This window comes from Variovorax sp. (assembly GCF_965279555.1).
GTDB lineage: Bacteria > Pseudomonadota > Gammaproteobacteria > Burkholderiales > Burkholderiaceae_C > Variovorax.
In genome coordinates this window covers 5,532,484-5,548,313 of sequence record NZ_OZ257247.1, presented here as the reverse complement: position 1 = coordinate 5,548,313, position 15,830 = coordinate 5,532,484, and the positions used below count along the sequence as shown (strand labels likewise).

The window sequence follows — 15,830 nt, the reverse complement described above, 5'->3', positions numbered from 1 at the left end:
CCGGCCTGCGGCCTCCTCCTTTATTTCGCTGCGCAAGGCACCCCATCGGCCTGATCGTTCAGCGCACTTGTTGATCGGCTCGCGTAAGCGCGGCGTCCAACGTGCACAGGGCGTCGGGTGCTCCCCGCAGCGAAATAAAGGAGGAGGGGCGCAGCCCCGGGGGACATTCGCGGAGGGGAGTACCCGATGGCCTGTGCACACGCCCCGAACAAACCCGCTCGGTAGAAAACTGAACTGAACAGATTGAAGGGTACGGACATGACCGACCACTACGACAAGCTAGAGATCCGTGACCCCGCCGAACGCGAACGCGACCTGCTGGCTGCATTGCCCAAGCAGATCTCGCAGGCGCAGACGACGGCAACCGCGTTCGCGAAGATCCTCGACGGCGTCAAGCCCGCCGACATCACGACACGCGAAGCACTCGCCAGACTGCCCGTCACGCGCAAATCGGAATTGCTCGAACTGCAGAAGGCCCGACGCACCGACGACCCCTTCGGCGGGTTCTCATCCATCGCACGCGGCCCGCGCATGCCCCGCGTGTTCGCGAGCCCCGGCACCATCTACGAACCCGAAGGCGGGGCGCGCGACTACTGGCGCACCGCTCGTGCACTGCATGCGGCGGGCTTTCGCGGTGGAGAGCTGATCCACAACAGCTTCAGCTATCACATGACACCCGCCGGCTCCATCATGGAAAGCGGCGCGCACGCCCTGGGCTGCAGCGTCTTCGCGGGCGGCACCGGGCAGACCGAACAGCAGCTCGAAGCCATGGTCGACCTCAAGCCTGAAGGCTACGCAGGCACGCCCAGCTTCCTGAAAATATTGCTGGAGAAGGCCGAAGAGAAAGGACTGAAGCTGCCCTCGCTCACCAAGGCACTCGTCTCCGGCGAAGCCTTTCCGCCCAGCCTGCACGACTGGATCGCCGCGCATGGCGTGAAGGGCACGCAGTGCTACGCCACGGCCGACCTGGGCCTCATCGCCTATGAGACCAGCGCGCGCGAAGGGCTGGTGATCGACGAAGGCGTGCTGGTCGAGATCGTGCGGCCCGGCACCGGAGACCCGGTGCCCGACGGCGAAGTCGGCGAGATCGTAGTCACCACCTTCAACCCCGACTACCCGCTGGTGCGCTTCGGCACCGGCGACCTGTCGGCGGTGCTCGCTGGCACCTGCCCCACGGGCCGCACCAACAAGCGCATCAAGGGATGGCTCGGCCGCGCCGACCAGACCACCAAGGTGCGCGGCATGTTCGTGCACCCCTCGCAGGTGGCCGAGATACTGCGGCGCTTTCCCGAGGCGCGGCGTGCGCGGCTGGTGGTGTCTGGCGAGATGGGCGACGACCGCATGACGTTGCAGCTCGAATGCGATGGCGCCGTGCCCGAAGGGCTGCAGGCGCGCGTGGGCGATGCGATCCGCGAAGTGACCAAGCTGCGCGGCGAGGTCGTGGTGGTGGGCGCGGGCGAACTGCCCAACGATGGCAAGGTGATCGAGGACGCTCGCAGCTACAAGTAGCGGCGGTACAGCCAGCGCGTGGCGGCGCGCATGAGCAGTACCACGTGTATCGCATAGACCAGCACGAACGCCAGCACGAAGCCGATGAGCCCCCCAAGGCTGTTGAGGCCGGACATGCGCGAAGCGATGTACAGCCATGCGATGGCAATGACGATGCAGCTCACCTGCACCAGCACGAAGGCCAGCGCCGAAGCAGCCACGGCCCTGAACGGCCGCGCCCTGGCGAGCCCCGAGGTGGCGCCGAGCCAGCCACCCCAGAATGCAAGCGCGAAAACCACCAGCGGCGGCACCATCCAGGCGAACAGCAGCTCGGGGCCGTCCACGTCGCGCCCCATCGAGGTCCAGCGGCTCATGGCCACGCCGCTCCACATCTGCAGCGACGCGAACATCGCGGCGCCCACCAGCGCCACCGCGCGGCGTGCAGACGTGCCTCCCGGATCTTCCACGCCGCCCGGCGCTTCGGCGGTCGCCAGCTGCGCGGCACGCCCGCCGCGCAGCGCGACCCACGCCGCGGCCCACACGCCGAGCACGAGCAATATCAACTGCGCGATGGACTGCAGGAACCCGAACACCCCCATCACCGTGCGAATGGAAGCCGGCCCCACCGCGTCGTGCAGGCGGCCGCCCGGCATGAAGAGCAGTTGCACCTCGTACAGCAGCGGGCTCAGCGCATAGAAGTTGAGCAGCAGCACCACCAGGTAGGCGGCGGCATAGCGCAGGCGCGGCCGCGCAAGCTGCGAGATGCTGTCAAAACCGCGCTTCTCCAGCGCATTGCGCCCGTGGCTCCACGCCAGCGCCGCCGCCAGCACCCACGCCATGCCGATGCTGCACAGCATCGGGATCCACACGCCCGGCAGGGCGTAGGTACCGCGCATCTGCGCGCCCTCGGGCGTGTCGGGAGAAAGCTGCACGGCCAGGTTGACCAGCACCATGAGGGCATCGATGGCCACGGTGATGAGCGCGAGGTCGCGCGGCAGGCGCCGTGCGGTCTCGTGCGTTTGCGGATGAAGGGAGGTCGCCGTCATGAGAGAGTACTTTCGCTTTGCATGGCGCATGCCGTGGCATGCGAGGAACAAAGCGAGCGTATCGGATGACGGCGCACGCGCCCTGTAGGTTCAGTGCGCGAGTGCGGCTTCGCCCGCCTCCTCGGGTTCGGGCCCCACGTACACCGACTGCGGACGGATCAGCCGCCCCTTCTTCACTTGCTCGCGCGCATGCGCCACCCAGCCGCCCACGCGGCCGGCGGCGAACACGCAGGTGAAGCTCTCGCGGCCGAAGCCCAGCGCCTCCAGCAGCAGCGCGGTGTAGAACTCGACGTTGGTCTCCAGCGCGCGGCCCGGCTTCTTCTCGCGCAGGATGGCCAGCGCAGCCTGCTCCGCCGCCTCGGCCAGCGCGAAGCGCGCGGCGTTGACGCTGCCCTCCTTGCCGAGTCGCCCGAGCGCGCCCTTGAGCGCATCGGCGCGCGGATCGCGCACGCGGTAGATGCGATGGCCGAAGCCCATCAGCCGCTGGCCCTCGGCCACGGCCTGCTCCAGCCATGCGCGGGCGTTGCCGGCGCTGCCGATGGCGTCGAGCGCATCGAGCACCGGGCCGGGCGCGCCGCCGTGCAGCGGCCCCTTGAGCGCGCTGATGCCTGCAATCACGGCCGAGGCCAGGCCGGCGCCGGTCGACGCGACCACGCGCGCCGCGAATGTCGAGGCGTTGAGGCCGTGGTCGCACACGGTGACGAGGTAGGTGTCGAGCGCGGCGCCCTGCGCCGGCGTGGGCGCGCGGCCATGCAGCATGCGCAACATGTCGGCGGCGTGCGGCAGCGTCTCGTCGGGTGCGAGCGCCTGCACGCCCAGGCGCCAGCGCATCACCGCGGCGGTGTACACGGCGGGCGCGGCCACCAGGCGCAGCGCGGTCGGCAGGTCGTCGCCATCCGGCAGCCGCGCCAGCAGCGCGCGTACGGCCTCGATGGGCGGCAGCCGGCGCAGCACGGCGTCGTCGTTGGGCTGCAGGCGCTCGAAGGCTTCGCGGCGCGCACGGCCGATGGCGGTGCGCAGGGCCTCGGCGGCGGGCAGCGTGTCGAAGAAGCCTTCGAACAGCAGGCCCACCACGTCTTCATAGCGCCAGCGCTGCGCGATTTCGTCCAGCGCATGGCCGCGGATCACGAGCCGGCCGGCCTCGCCGTCCACCTCGGACAGCACGGTATGCGCGGCCACCACGCCTTCGAGGCTGCCGTCGTCGTTGTTCATCGCTTTTTACTCCTGGGTTGTCACGATGACATTGATTCTGGCCAGATGTATATTGACGTCAATCTTGATCTATTCTGTCAACATGACAACGAGGAGAACAGCGCCGCTGTGGCTGCCGGCCGCCGAGGCCCTCGAACTGATGCAGGTGCGCCCGCAAACGCTCTACGCCAGCGTGAGCCGCGGCCGCATCCGCGCCAAGCCCGATGCCGCCGACCCGCGCCGCAGCCTCTACCACCGCGACGACGTGCAACGCATCGCAACGCGCGCGCGCGGCCGTCGCAGCAGCGAGACGGTGGCGAGCGAGGCGATCCAGTGGGGCGAGCCGGTGCTGGCTTCGGCGGTGTCCACGGTGGCCGAAGGCCGGCTGCTGTATCGGGGGCAGGACGCCTGTGTGCTGTCGGAACACGCCACGCTCGAAGAGGTAGCGGGCCTGCTCTGGGAAAGCGCGCCGCCGCACTTTCCGGCTTCCGCCGTGCCGCTTGCCTCGGACGGCAATTCGTCGCCTCTTCAAGCCGGCCTGCTCGCACTCGCGACGCGCGCCGCCACCGACCTGCCCTCGCGGGGCCGGTCCCGCAACGTACTGCAGGCCGAGGCTGCGGAGGCGATCGGCGCGCTGGCCGATGCATTGCTCGGCACCTCGCCTGCGCGCGCGATGCCGCTGCACATGCGGCTGGCCTCTGCATGGCGCCGCCCTCGCGCCGCCGACGATCTGCGCCGCGCGCTGGTGCTGCTGGCCGACCACGAACTCAATGCGTCGACCTTCGCGGCGCGCGTGACGGCATCGACCGGCGCGTCGGTGGCGGCGTGCCTGCTCACCGGGCTCTCGACCCTGACGGGCCCGCTGCACGGCGGCGCCTCCGCGGCGGTACAGGCGCTGATGCGCAGTGCGGCGGCCATCGGCACCGAAGCGGCGGTGCGCGAATGGCTTGCGCACGACCTGCCGCTGGCCGCCTTCGGGCATCCGCTGTATCCGGACGGCGATGCACGCTGCCGCGCGCTGCTGGCGAACATCGAACTGCCGCCGGCCTTCAGCGAGTTGCGCGATGTCGGCGAGAAGCTGCTCGGCGACACGGTGAACGTCGACTTCGCGCTCGCGGCGCTGGCGGCGGTACACAAGCTGCCGGCCGGCGCGCCGCTCATGCTGTTCGCGCTTTCGCGCACCGTCGGCTGGACGGCGCATGTGCTGGAACAGCAGGCCAGCGGCCAGCTGATCCGTCCGCGTGCGCGCTACACCGGCCCGGCGGCCGATGCGGCCACGCAGGAGCTCAGTGAATCGACGCCTCGTGCGCGATCTCGAATGCCTTCGTCATCTCGCGGTTGAAGGCCGGCAGATCGTCGGGCTTGCGGCTGGTGACAAGACCCTGGTCGACCACCACTTCCTTGTCGCTCCAGTTGGCGCCGGCGTTCTTCAGGTCGGCCTGCAGCGACGGCCACGAAGTCATCTTGCGGCCCTTCACGCCGTCCGCATCGATCAGCGTCCAGGGCCCGTGGCAGATGGCCGCGATGGGTTTTCCCGCCTCCACGAAGGCGCGCACGAACGCGACCGCCTTCTCGTCGATGCGCAGGGTGTCGGGGTTGACCACGCCGCCGGGCAGCAGCAGGGCATCGAAGTCTTCGGGCTTCGCGGTCTGCAGCGGCACGTCGACCTCGAAGCTGTCGGCCGGGTCGTGGTGGTTCCAGCCGCGCACGCGGCCATCGACCGGCGAGACGATCAGCGTCCGCGCGCCGGCATGGTCGAGCGCCTTGCGCGGCTCGGTCATCTCGACCTGCTCGAAGCCGTCCGACACGAGGATGGCGACCTTCATTCCGTCGAGGGAAGACGAGGTGATGGGCATGTGTGAATCTCCTTTGGGGTGAAAAACCGGCAATGAAGGTTCACCCTAGGGCCTGCGCACGGCGGCCGCATCGTCCGGCGCCGGCTCCGCCTGTCGGACAGTTCGACGGGCACCTGCTTTCAGGCACGCACCCATGCCCGGCATGCACCGGCAAGGGGCGGATCATGCTTCCCGCATAAGGGCTATTGGGGATAGGTCAGCCTGCAGTCAGCCCTTAAGATCGCGGCCTTTTTACCCCTCTCGGAGACGAAATGAAGAAACTGTTCGCCCTCGCGGCGATTGCCGCCGCAGCTGCCGGTGCTCATGCCCAGGACTTCCCCGGGAACAAGACCGTCACGCTCGTGGTGCCTTTCGCGGCCGGCGGCCCGACCGACCGCGTGGCGCGCGACCTGGCGGAAGCCATGCAGAAGACGCTCGGCACCACCATCGTGGTGGACAACACCGCGGGCGCGGGCAGTTCCATCGGCACCGCCAAGGTGGCGCGCGCCAACCCCGACGGCTACACGCTGCTGCTGAACCACATCGGCATGTCGACGATGCCGGCGCTGTATCGCAAGCTGCCCTTCAACGTCGAGACCGACTTCGAGTACCTCGGCATGGTCAACGAAGTGCCGATGACGCTGATCGGCAAGCCCGGCCTGCCCGCCAACAACTACAAGGAACTGACGACCTGGATCGCCGCCAACAAGGGCAAGATCAACCTGGGCAACGCCGGCCTGGGCGCCGCGTCGCACCTGTGCGGCCTGCTGTTCCAGAGCGCGATCAAGGTCGAGATGACGCCCGTGCCGTACAAGGGCACGGCACCGGCCATCGCCGACCTGCTGGGCGGCCAGATCGACCTGCTGTGCGACCAGACCACCAACACCACCTCGCAGATCGAGGCCAAGAAGGTCAAGGCCTATGCGGTGACCACTGCCAAGCGCCTGACCACCCCGGCGCTGAAGGACCTGCCTACGCTCGACGAGTCGGGCCTGAAGGGCTTCGAAGTGACGATCTGGCACGGCGTGTACGCCCCCAAGGGCACGCCCGCGCCGGTGCTGAAGAAGCTCAACGAAGCCATCAAGGCCGCCATGAAGGACCCGGGCTTCATCAAGCGTGAAGAAGCGCTGGGCGCGGTGATCACCACCGACAGCCGCACCGAGCCGGCCGAGCACAAGAAGTTCGTCTCGGCCGAGATCGCCAAGTGGGGCCCGATCATCAAGGCCGCCGGCGTGTACGCCGACTGATCGCCCTTCGGCTTCCATAGCCGACGAAAAAGCCGCCGGCCCTTCGGGACCGGCGGCTTTTTTCATGGTGCAGGCAGCGGCGGGATCAGGGCTGCACGACCTTCCACACCTCGAAGCTCTTGCGCTGGTCGACCTGCCGCGCCGAGCGTGCCGTGAAGATGAAGCTGCTGACCCTGCTGTTCTGTGCGTACTGATAGGCGTTGGAACCCACCTGCACGCAATGGTTGTCCGAGGGCGAGTTCACCGGCTGGCAATAGATGATGGCCTTGCGCGCGGTGTTGCGCAGCGTCACCGAGTCGTTGAAGCGGTTGTTGTTGGGACCGCGGCCGCTGGCGATGAACGTGGTCGGAGCGAGCGCGCCATCGGGAACGAGCCAGCCGTCGAGGTTGCCTTCGGCGCTGAAGTCGATGTTGTTGGCGTTGGGGTCCGAGGGAACCGGCGCCGGGAAGACGATGCCCTGATCCACGCCTTGCGTCTCCTGGAGCAGCTCGGCGCGCAGCGCGGGCGTCAGCTCCACCAGCGGCACCTGCACGGCTTCCGCCATGCTCGGCGCGCGCGAGAAGGTGCGCACGTACTGCACCACGTTGTCGCCGCCGGCGGCATGGAAGAACTCCAGCCGCCAGACCGCCTGGTCGGGGATGGCGCGCAGCTGGGCTTCGGTGTATTGCGGCGAGGCGAACAAGTTGCCGGTCTCGAAGCTGCTCGGATCGCCCTGCTGCGCCGGGTCGGCATAGCGCGTGGCCATGCGCCAGATGGCGGAGTTGAGCAGCGTGCCGGTGGCAGTGCCGTCCGAGGTGAGGACGAGCGTGGTGAGGCCGGCGCGCGGCACCAGCACCAGTTCGCGGTCTCCCAGCACGCTGCTGGTCACCACCACCTTCGAGAATTTCGGGCTGCCCTGGTCGAGCACGTTGTCCACGTTCAGCGCATAGCCGGTCGAGCGGTAGACGAGGTTCGGGTGCTTCAGGTAGTCCTTCATCTCCAGCTGTGGCCGCACGAAGGCGCGGTAGGCGTTGGTGCTGGCGGTGAGCTTGAGCGCGCCGCCCACGATCTTCGCGTTGAAGACATCGTTGTCGGTGTTGCCCACGACATCGGTCCAGCGGTAGGTCAGCGCGATGTCTCCGTTGGGGTAGAAATATTCGAAGTTGCCGCGGTCGTGCTTCAGGTTGGTGGGGCCGGCGCGGAACAGGCTCTCGAACGGGTGGCGCGTGCCGCCGCTGTCGCGGCCGATGGACGCGCCGGCCGAGACGAAGTTCTCCGGGTTGTCGTCCACGAACAGGGTGCGGCAGGCCGGCGCGACCACGTTGGCCGCCGTGCCGAAGGCGTTGCCGTCGCCGTTGATGGGGCTGTTCACGCGCTGTGCGAGCGGCAGCGCATAGCAGGCATTGAGGCGCTCGAGCAGCTCCTGCACCATGGCGGGCGTGGGCGTGGGCTTGAGCAGATTGGGGTCCACGGCCGGCAGCGGCTGGATCTCGCCGGCCCCGCTGCGAAACACGATGGAGATCGGCGCGCTTTTGTCGTCGACCGGCTGCGCTTTCACCGTGATCTCGATATTCGCCGCCTCGCCGTCCGGGCGTACCGACACGTTGATGGTGTCCAGCACACGGTCCTGCCCGGTGCCGTTGGCCTTGAACTCGCCGCTCATCGGGTCGATGCTCATGTTGAGGGCATCCAGCAGCGGCTGCAGCGCGGCCACGAGCTTCTTCACCTGGTCGCTGATGGCACCGGCGGTCACGGCGCCGGCGTCGGCCTGGATGGCGGCGGCCAGCTTCGACGGGTCGCCGTTGGGTGCGAGTTGCGCCACGACGATGGTGGTCAGCGGCGTCACGTTGGTCGTGCCTGTGGCGGTGCTTGCGGTGGTGCTGTAGAGCGTGAGGTCGTCGCGCACGGCCTGGATCACCAGCGGTGCCTTGGTGCCGGCGGGCAACGAGCAACTGTAGGTGCCTTCGGCCGAGACCTTCACTTCGCAGACCTTGGCGCCGGTCTGGTCGAACACGGTGAGCGCCGCGTCGGCGAAGGCGGCACCGGTGGCGACCGTGCCGCTCAGCGTGGTGGTGGTGTCGGCGGCGGGGGCGGCAGGCTGCTGGCCGCCGCCGAGCGAAACCGGCAAGCCGCCGACGCCGCCGCCGCCTCCCCCACCACCACCGCAGGCGCCGAGGAGCGCGAGCGTGACGATGGACAGGGCACCGGGAATTTTCTTGATGAGTGCGGGCATATCTCGTTCTTCTCCAAATGGTTGACCCCCCCTACCGGAGGTGCTGCAAACCATAGCTTTCACTTTTGTGGAAACAAATGATGCAAATGCACCATTCTTGAAACGCCGCCACGGGGTACCTTCCGACCGGAGCCGGAAAATCACCGGAATATGGGATGGCGCACTGCGCCGAGGCGAGGGAGAAGAGACCAGATGAAAAAACCGGTCGCACTGCACGACTTCAGCACGCTGCTGCTGCAGCTCTACCGGCTATCGCACGAGCTGCCGATCGACGCCTTCCAGGATGCGGCGCTCGACCTCATCAAGCCGGTGCTGCCCTTCGATTCTTCGATGTGGGGCACGGCCACCAACACCGCCAGCGGCATCGACATCCACACCATCCACCTGCACAACCAGCCGGCGGAAATGATCACGGCCTATGAAGAGGTCAAGCACCTCGACACCGCGGCTGTGGAGGTGGGCAAGCAGCCGACCGCGACGCTGGCCTTCAACGCCGACACATGGTTCCATCGGCCCGAGCAGTCTCAGCTGCGCGACTACGGCCGGCGTTTCGAGCAGGCCAACTTCTTCATCAGCTCCGACGTGAATCGGCAGACCAACTTCGTCCACTGGCTCAGCCTGTTCAGGGCGGACCCCGGCGCCCAGGGCTCGGAAGACGAACGCCAGCTGCTCGCCAGCCTGATGCCGCACGTGATGCAGGCGCTGGCGCTCAACCGCATCGTGCACCTGGACCGGCTCGAGCCCGGCGGGCCACCGGCGTGCGGCTCGGCCATCGGCGACCTGCGCGGCGTGCTGTATCACGCCGACGGCCTTTTCGAAAGTGCGCTGAAGGCGGAGTGGCCCGCGTGGCACGGGCGCACGCTGCCCGCGCCGCTGCTCAAGCACTTCCTGGAAGGGCACCCCCGCTACGGCGGGCACGGGATCGTGGTGACGCACCACGTCGAGCAGCGCCTGCTGTTCCTGAAGAGCCGCTGCCACTGCCGCGCCGACAGCCTCTCGCCGCGAGAGCGCACCATCGCCGAGCTGCTGGCGCGCGGCGACACGCACAAGGACATCGCCACCATCCTGCACCGCTCGCCGGCCACCGTGCGCAACCACATCCAGTCGATCTACGACAAGCTGGAGGTGAGCAACGTGGCCGGGCTGATACAGGAGCTGCGGCTCGCGGGCTGAGCCCCGCCGCTTGCTGCTGCTACTTGGGCCGGATGGCGTCCGCCGTGCCCTGGATGAAGGCCTTGATGCTCTCGATCTCCTCGCCCGAGAGCTTGCCCGTGAAGTCGGGCATGCCGCGCGACATGGCCGGGCCCTTGAGGATGAACTTGTCGAGGTTCTCGATGTAGGCCGCGTCCATGTAGCCGAGGTTGGGAATGTTGCCGCCGCGGTCCACGCCCGGCACGCCGTGGCAGAAGACGCAGTTGCTCACGTACAGCATGGTGCCGGCCTGGACCTTGGCGGGGTCGTACTTCACGCCCTGCACCAGCTTGTCCATGCGGTACTGCACGAAGTCCGGCATCCTGGCCGTGCCGCCCACAGCGAAGGTGTAGACCGTGCCCGGCCCCTGCCGCTCGGTTGCGCGCTGCGCGAGGCCGTACACGCCGCCCCAGCCCACCGCCACCGACACGTACTGCTTGCCGTCCACCATGTAGGTCGAAGGTGCCGCCACCACGCCGGTGCCGGTGGGTGTTTCCCAGAGCTTCTCGCCGGTCTTGGCGTTGTAGGCCAGCAGGCGGCCGTCGGCCGTGCCCTGGAACACCAGGTTGCCGGCGGTGGTGAGCGTGCCGCCGTTCCAGGGCGACACATAGTCCACGCCCCAGGCTTCCTTCTGCGCCACCGGGTCCCAGGCCACGAGGCGCCCGAAGGGCTTGCTCTTGGGCGGCTCCACGTTCGCGAACTTGGCCAGGTTCCAGCCCAGGCCCGCATGCGGGCGGCCCGGCACGTCCTCGTTGAACTTCCAGTCCTTGTCGTCCATCAGGTTGATCGGCACGTGCTGCGCCGGCAGGTAGGCGAAGCCGGTCTGCGGGTTGAACGACATCGGGTGCCAGTTGTGCGCGCCGAACGGGCCGGGGATGGCGTCGTTGGGCTTGGTGCCGTCGCGCGCGGCAGCCACGCCGATCGGGCGGCCGTTCTTGTCGTAGCCGGTGGCCCAGTTCACTTCGGTGAAGTTCTTCGCCGAGATGAACTTGCCGTTGGTGCGGTCGATGACGAAGAAGAAGCCGTTCTTCGGCGCATGCAGCAGCACCTTGCGCGGCTTGCCGCCCACCTTCATGTCGGCCAGGATCATCGACTGGGTGGAGGTGTAGTCCCAGTTGTCGCCCGGCGTCTCCTGGTAGTGCCACTTGTACTTGCCGGTGTCGGGGTCGAGCGCCACCACCGAGCCCAGGTAGAGGTTGTCGCCGCCCTTGGGGCTGCGCGCCTTGTGCGACCACGGCGAGCCGTTGCCGGTGCCCACGTACATCAGGTTGAGCTCGGGGTCGAAGGCGAAGCTGTCCCACGCGGTGCCGCCGCCGCCGGCTTCCCAGTACTTGCCGCTCGGGTCCCAGGTCTTCGCGGCCTTGGCCATGGAAGCGTCTTCGAAGGGCTTGCCCGGGTCGCCGGGCACCACGAACCAGCGCCACTTCTGGTCGCCGGTCTTCGCGTCGTAGGCGGTGACGAAGCCGCGCACGCCGTATTCGGCGCCGCCGTTGCCGATGATGACCTTGCCCTTGAACACGCGCGGCGCACCGGTGATGGTGTAGCTGCCCTTCTGGCCTTCGAGCGTGTCCTTCTCCCAGACCTTCTGGCCGGTGGCGGCGTCGAGCGCGATCAGGCGCCCGTCGTAGGCGGCCACATAGATCTTGCCTTCATGGATGGCGACGCCGCGGTTCACCACGTCGCAGCAACCCTTGAAGCCCTTGGACTTGTCGACCTGCGGATCGAAGGTCCACAGTTTCTGCCCGGTGCGGGTGTCGATGGCGTGCACCACGCTCCACGAGGCGGTGACGTACATGATGCCGTCCACCACCAGCGGCGTGGCCTCCACGCCGCGCGTCGACTCGAGGTTGTACGACCAGACCAGCCCCAGGTCCTTCACGTTGCCGGTGTTCACCTGGTCGAGCCTGCTGAAGCGCGACTCCGAATAGTCGAGGCCGACGCTGGGCCAGTCGGGGGTTTTCTTCTGCGCCGCGTTGGCGCGTATGAAGTTGCCGTCGACGCGCCCGGTGGCGGCCGCGGCGCGCTCCTGTGCGTTCTGGGCCGTGGCCCCCGTCGATGCGCCCAGGCACAACAACGCGCCGGCGAGCGCGAGCAGCCCGGAGTGTGTTTTTTTCATCGCAGGTCTCCTTTGTGCCGCAAGGATCGTTCGCGGCGGCTTCGTGTTCACCTTCGGGATTTCCCCAATCCGTCGCTGTTCCATTGCGGAACACATTCGCTGCTGGTCCCGAATACAGGGAGGCGGCGAACCCATGTCCCAAGGCAAGTTCGACAGCAGGCTAGGCACGGCGGATGCGCCGCGCCAGCTCTTTGCCAGCACGCCGGCGCAGCGCGTGGCGCTCGCGCGGCGGCAGTTCTTCGAGGAAGGCGTGCGGCCCTCGGGCCTGGTCGGCGAGGCGGTGATCCAGTCGTGGCTGCGCTGCAGCCGCACGCACGCCGACCGCCAGCGCATCGTGCCCTTCGACGCGGTCACGCCGAGCCGGCTGCACGCCACGCTGGCGCGCAACCGCGAGCTGCTGGAGGCGGCCCGGCAGGAACTCGCGCAGATGGAGAACATGCTCGCCGGCACCGACTGCCGCGTGATCCTGACCGACCGCGACGGCGTGGTGGTGCACGTGACCGACCAGCCCGCCGCAGCGCACCAGCCGGTGCTGCGCAAGACCGCGCGGGTGGGCGTGAACATTTCGGAGCGCGTGGTGGGTACTACCGCGCCGGGCATCGTGACCAGCACCGGGCAGGCCTGCACGGTGGACGGCGCGGAGCACTACTTCGATGTGCTGTGCCACATGCAATGCGCCGCCGCGCCGATCCGCGACGTCACGGGCCGGCTGGCCGGCGTGCTCGATCTCACGGTGGAGGCGCGGCGCTTCGGCTTCGACGCGGCGTCGATGGTGGCGCTCTACGCCACCACCATCGAGAACCGGCTGCTGCAGGCGCAGTCGCGCGACCACCTCATCCTGCGCTTCCAGGCGAGCCCCACGCTGCTGGGCACGCCGCTGGAGGCGCTGGCCGGCATCGCGCCCGACGGCACCATCGCCTGGCTCAACAACGCGGGCGCGCGGCTGCTGGGACGGCTGCCCGAGGCGGCGGACGAACGCGATGTCGAATGCCTGCTGGGGCACGACCTCGCGAGCCTGATGCGGCTCGGCCGGCGCGAGGCGGCGCAGCCCCTGCGGCTGGCGAGCGGGCTCGGCGTGTGGGTGCAGGCGCAGCTGAAGGGCGCGAACGGCGCGGACTTCCGCCATGCCGTGGCGATGCCCGGAGAGACGGCGCCAGCGGCCCTCGAATGCGATGCGGTGCCGGCCATTGCCATCACCGCTGCCGCCATCGAAGGCGATGCGGGCGCCGACGCCGGCGAGGCCGCGTTGCCCGCCGGCACGCTGCGCGAGCACAGCCGCAAGCTGATCGAGGACACGCTCGCCGCGCACGGCGGCAATGTGTCGCAGGCGGCGCGGCAGTTGCGCGTGTCGCGCGGCACGCTGTACCGGCGGCTGCGCGGCTGGCACGAAGACACCGCGCCGGCCATCCCGGACGGCTGAGCGTTCAGACGGCGGCGCGGGCCAGCGCGCGCGCGCGCCGCGCCTTCGCGTCGGGCTGCAGCGGCCGCAGGTATTCGTGCAGCGCCAGTGCGGCGGCGCCCACCGCCGGCGCCAATGCGTCGTAGCGCGCGGTGCGCAGCTCGGGTGCCGGCATGCCGGCGCGGTCGGCGTGCCGGTGCACGCTCTCGAAAGCCGCCTGCACGAAGTCGCGGTGATCGGTGCAGGCCTTGCCGCCCAGCACGATCGCGCGCGGGTTGAAGGTGACCCACAGGTTCTGCAGCATCACGCCGAAGAAGGCGGCGGCGCGCTGCATGTCGCGGCCTTCGCGCAGCAGCACGCGCGAACCGAAGAAGGCCTCGGCGCAGCCGCGCCGCCCGCACGAGCACAGCGGCCCGTCGAGCTCGAGGATGGTGTGGCCGATCTCGCCGGCCATGCCCTGCGCGCCGGTGAAGAGCCGGTCGTTCAGCACCACGCCCGCGCCCACGCCCACGTCGCAGTTGACGAAGATCAGCGGGTCTTCGCCCTCCTGGCCTTCCATTGCCGCGAACTCGTATTCGCCCAGCACGGCGGCATCGGCGTCGTTCTGCAGCTGCACCGTGACGCGCGGCAGGCCCACGGCGGCAAAGGCTTTCTCAAGCGCAGGCAGCAGGCTCACGTTGCGCCAGCCGAGGTTGGGCGCGAAGCGGACCACGCCTGTGCAGTCGTCCACCGCGCCGGGTATGCACACGCCGATGCTCGACAGGCGCAGGCCGAGCTGCTCGAGCCGCGCATGCGCGACCGAGGCCATGCGCGCGACCTGCGCGCAGACGCCGGCGGGCGCGCTGTCGGCCAGTGCCCGGGTGTCCGAATACAGCACCTCGCCCTGCAGCGACATGCACACGAGGCGCACCGTCTCCACGGCGATCTCCACGCCCATGAGCGCGCGCACGCCCACGTTGATGCGCAGCGGCGTCGAAGGCCGCCCCAGGCCGTCGGCCACGGCCGCGCCAGATTCGCTGAGCCAGCCTTCGTCGATCAGCTCGCGCACCAGCAGGCTCACGGTCGACTTGGTGAGTCCGCTCTCTCCGGCCAGCCGCGCGCGCGAGAGGCCGGGCTGCGCGCGCAGCAGCCGCAGCAGCACGCTGCGGTTCATGCGCTTCACGAGCTGCTGGTCGCCGATGGTGGTCACATCAGGCGGCCGCGGTGTCGGCGTGATGGGCCTGCTCTTTGCCTTCGGGCCGCTTGCCGGCAATGATCATGCCGAGCACTTCGTCTTCGGTGACGTCGGCGGTGCGGTAGGTGCCGACCAGCTTGCCGTTCTTCATCACCGCGAGCCGGTCGCTCAGCGAGAACACGTCCGGCATGTCGTGCGTGATGAGGAAGATGCCCACGCCGTCGGCCTTGAGCTGCTTAACGAGGCCGCCGACCATCGCGGTTTCTTCGGGGCCGAGCGCGGCGCAGGGCTCGTCCATGATGAGGATGCGCGCGTTGAAGTACAGCGCGCGCGAGATGGCCACCACCTGCCGCTGTCCGCCGGAGAGGCGCCGCACGGGCACGCGGATATTGGTGAAGTTCTTGTTGAGCCGGTGGAACACCTTGCGCGCCTGCACTTCCATGAAGTGGTCGTCCAGGGTGTTCCAGCGCGTCATCTTCTCGCGGCCGAGGAAGAGGTTCGACACGGAGTCGAGGTTGTCGGCCAGCGCGAGGGTCTGGTAGATGGTCTCGATGCCTTGTGCCTGCGCTTCGGCGGGCGTGCGGATGTTGACCTTCTCGCCGGCGATCAGGGTGTCGCCGGAGTCGATGGGGTAGGCGCCCGCGAGCATTTTCATGAGCGTGGATTTGCCGGCGCCGTTGTGGCCGAGCAGCGCGACCACTTCGCCGGGATAGAGGTTGACGCTCACGCCGTCCACGGCTTTCACGCCGCCGAAGGCTTTGCGGATCTCGCGCAGTTCGACGAGGGGTTTGGATGTGTCGATGTCTGCCATTTCAGTGCTCTGCCTTGGTTTGGCGTTCTTGTTCGAGACGCGTGCGAACGGCGCCGGGTACTCCCCTCCGCGAATGTCCCCAGTCGGCGTGATCGCGCCCTGAACAGCAATCCGAGTTCA

General features: G+C 68.6%; 12 protein-coding genes. 5 read left to right on the top strand and 7 right to left on the bottom strand.

Annotation, left to right across the window (positions count from 1 at the left end):
* The first annotated feature begins 258 nt into the window (after positions 1-258).
* A complete protein-coding gene (locus ACQY8B_RS26060; RefSeq protein WP_422084572.1) occupies positions 259-1,509 on the top strand; it encodes a phenylacetate--CoA ligase family protein in 1,251 nt (416 codons plus the stop codon).
* Here the strand turns inward: ACQY8B_RS26060 and ACQY8B_RS26055 are convergent.
* Positions 1,500-2,534: a hypothetical protein gene (locus ACQY8B_RS26055; protein WP_422084571.1), complete on the bottom strand. Its 1,035-nt coding sequence runs from the start codon at positions 2,532-2,534 to the stop codon at positions 1,500-1,502. The two genes, ACQY8B_RS26060 and ACQY8B_RS26055, sit on opposite strands and share 10 nt — an antisense overlap.
* Positions 2,535-2,624: 90 nt before the next feature.
* Positions 2,625-3,746, bottom strand: coding sequence for a citrate synthase/methylcitrate synthase (locus ACQY8B_RS26050; RefSeq protein WP_422084570.1), 1,122 nt, complete (start codon positions 3,744-3,746; stop codon positions 2,625-2,627).
* Between the two features lie 82 nt (positions 3,747-3,828).
* Between ACQY8B_RS26050 and ACQY8B_RS26045 the strand changes: the two genes are divergently transcribed.
* Positions 3,829-5,067, top strand: a complete 1,239-nt coding sequence (locus ACQY8B_RS26045; RefSeq protein WP_422084569.1) for a citrate synthase — start codon at positions 3,829-3,831, stop codon at positions 5,065-5,067.
* Here ACQY8B_RS26045 and ACQY8B_RS26040 read toward each other — a convergent pair.
* Entirely contained in the window at positions 5,012-5,581 is a 570-nt protein-coding gene (locus tag ACQY8B_RS26040; RefSeq protein ID WP_422084568.1) for a type 1 glutamine amidotransferase domain-containing protein, read from the bottom strand. The genes ACQY8B_RS26045 and ACQY8B_RS26040 overlap by 56 nt on opposite strands.
* Positions 5,582-5,832: 251 nt before the next feature.
* Between ACQY8B_RS26040 and ACQY8B_RS26035 the strand changes: the two genes are divergently transcribed.
* Positions 5,833-6,807: a tripartite tricarboxylate transporter substrate-binding protein gene (locus ACQY8B_RS26035; protein ID WP_422084567.1), complete on the top strand. Its 975-nt coding sequence runs from the start codon at positions 5,833-5,835 to the stop codon at positions 6,805-6,807.
* 85 nt (positions 6,808-6,892) lie between these two features.
* Here the strand turns inward: ACQY8B_RS26035 and ACQY8B_RS26030 are convergent, their stop codons facing one another.
* Entirely contained in the window at positions 6,893-9,019 is a 2,127-nt protein-coding gene (locus tag ACQY8B_RS26030) for a carboxypeptidase regulatory-like domain-containing protein (RefSeq protein ID WP_422084566.1), read from the bottom strand.
* A gap of 192 nt (positions 9,020-9,211) precedes the next feature.
* Between ACQY8B_RS26030 and ACQY8B_RS26025 the strand changes: the two genes are divergently transcribed.
* Positions 9,212-10,192, top strand: a complete 981-nt coding sequence (locus ACQY8B_RS26025) for a helix-turn-helix transcriptional regulator (protein ID WP_422084565.1) — start codon at positions 9,212-9,214, stop codon at positions 10,190-10,192.
* Between the two features lie 19 nt (positions 10,193-10,211).
* On the opposite strand, the gene ACQY8B_RS26020 is transcribed toward ACQY8B_RS26025, so the two are convergent.
* A complete protein-coding gene (locus ACQY8B_RS26020; protein WP_422084564.1) occupies positions 10,212-12,326 on the bottom strand; it encodes a PQQ-dependent dehydrogenase, methanol/ethanol family in 2,115 nt (704 codons plus the stop codon).
* A gap of 133 nt (positions 12,327-12,459) precedes the next feature.
* On the opposite strand from ACQY8B_RS26020, the gene ACQY8B_RS26015 reads away from it, so the two are divergent.
* Positions 12,460-13,746 carry a helix-turn-helix domain-containing protein gene (locus tag ACQY8B_RS26015; RefSeq protein ID WP_422084563.1) on the top strand — a complete coding sequence of 429 codons (1,287 nt, stop codon included), beginning with the start codon at positions 12,460-12,462 and terminating at the stop codon, positions 13,744-13,746.
* Positions 13,747-13,750: 4 nt separating this feature from the next.
* Here ACQY8B_RS26015 and ACQY8B_RS26010 read toward each other — a convergent pair whose 3' ends face one another.
* Together ACQY8B_RS26010 and ACQY8B_RS26005 are read right to left on the bottom strand one after the other, a co-directional pair.
* Entirely contained in the window at positions 13,751-14,914 is a 1,164-nt protein-coding gene (locus ACQY8B_RS26010) for an ROK family transcriptional regulator (RefSeq protein ID WP_285414036.1), read from the bottom strand.
* Between the two features lies 1 nt (position 14,915).
* The gene (locus ACQY8B_RS26005; RefSeq protein WP_422084562.1) at positions 14,916-15,710 is read right to left on the bottom strand and encodes an ATP-binding cassette domain-containing protein; all 795 of its coding nucleotides are present in this window, start codon (positions 15,708-15,710) and stop codon (positions 14,916-14,918) included.
* Positions 15,711-15,830: the final 120 nt, after the last annotated feature.

Bases quoted from the DNA above. Each gene is read 5' to 3' on its own strand.
- ACQY8B_RS26060 (WP_422084572.1), top strand. From the start codon at position 259: ATGACCGACCACTACGACAAGCTAGAGATCCGTGACCCCGCCGAACGC.
- ACQY8B_RS26055 (WP_422084571.1), bottom strand. From the start codon at position 2,534: ATGACGGCGACCTCCCTTCATCCGCAAACGCACGAGACCGCACGGCGC.
- ACQY8B_RS26050 (WP_422084570.1), bottom strand. From the start codon at position 3,746: ATGAACAACGACGACGGCAGCCTCGAAGGCGTGGTGGCCGCGCATACC.
- ACQY8B_RS26045 (WP_422084569.1), top strand. From the start codon at position 3,829: ATGACAACGAGGAGAACAGCGCCGCTGTGGCTGCCGGCCGCCGAGGCC.
- ACQY8B_RS26040 (WP_422084568.1), bottom strand. From the start codon at position 5,581: ATGCCCATCACCTCGTCTTCCCTCGACGGAATGAAGGTCGCCATCCTC.
- ACQY8B_RS26035 (WP_422084567.1), top strand. From the start codon at position 5,833: ATGAAGAAACTGTTCGCCCTCGCGGCGATTGCCGCCGCAGCTGCCGGT.
- ACQY8B_RS26030 (WP_422084566.1), bottom strand. From the start codon at position 9,019: ATGCCCGCACTCATCAAGAAAATTCCCGGTGCCCTGTCCATCGTCACG.
- ACQY8B_RS26025 (WP_422084565.1), top strand. From the start codon at position 9,212: ATGAAAAAACCGGTCGCACTGCACGACTTCAGCACGCTGCTGCTGCAG.
- ACQY8B_RS26020 (WP_422084564.1), bottom strand. From the start codon at position 12,326: ATGAAAAAAACACACTCCGGGCTGCTCGCGCTCGCCGGCGCGTTGTTG.
- ACQY8B_RS26015 (WP_422084563.1), top strand. From the start codon at position 12,460: ATGTCCCAAGGCAAGTTCGACAGCAGGCTAGGCACGGCGGATGCGCCG.
- ACQY8B_RS26005 (WP_422084562.1), bottom strand. From the start codon at position 15,710: ATGGCAGACATCGACACATCCAAACCCCTCGTCGAACTGCGCGAGATC.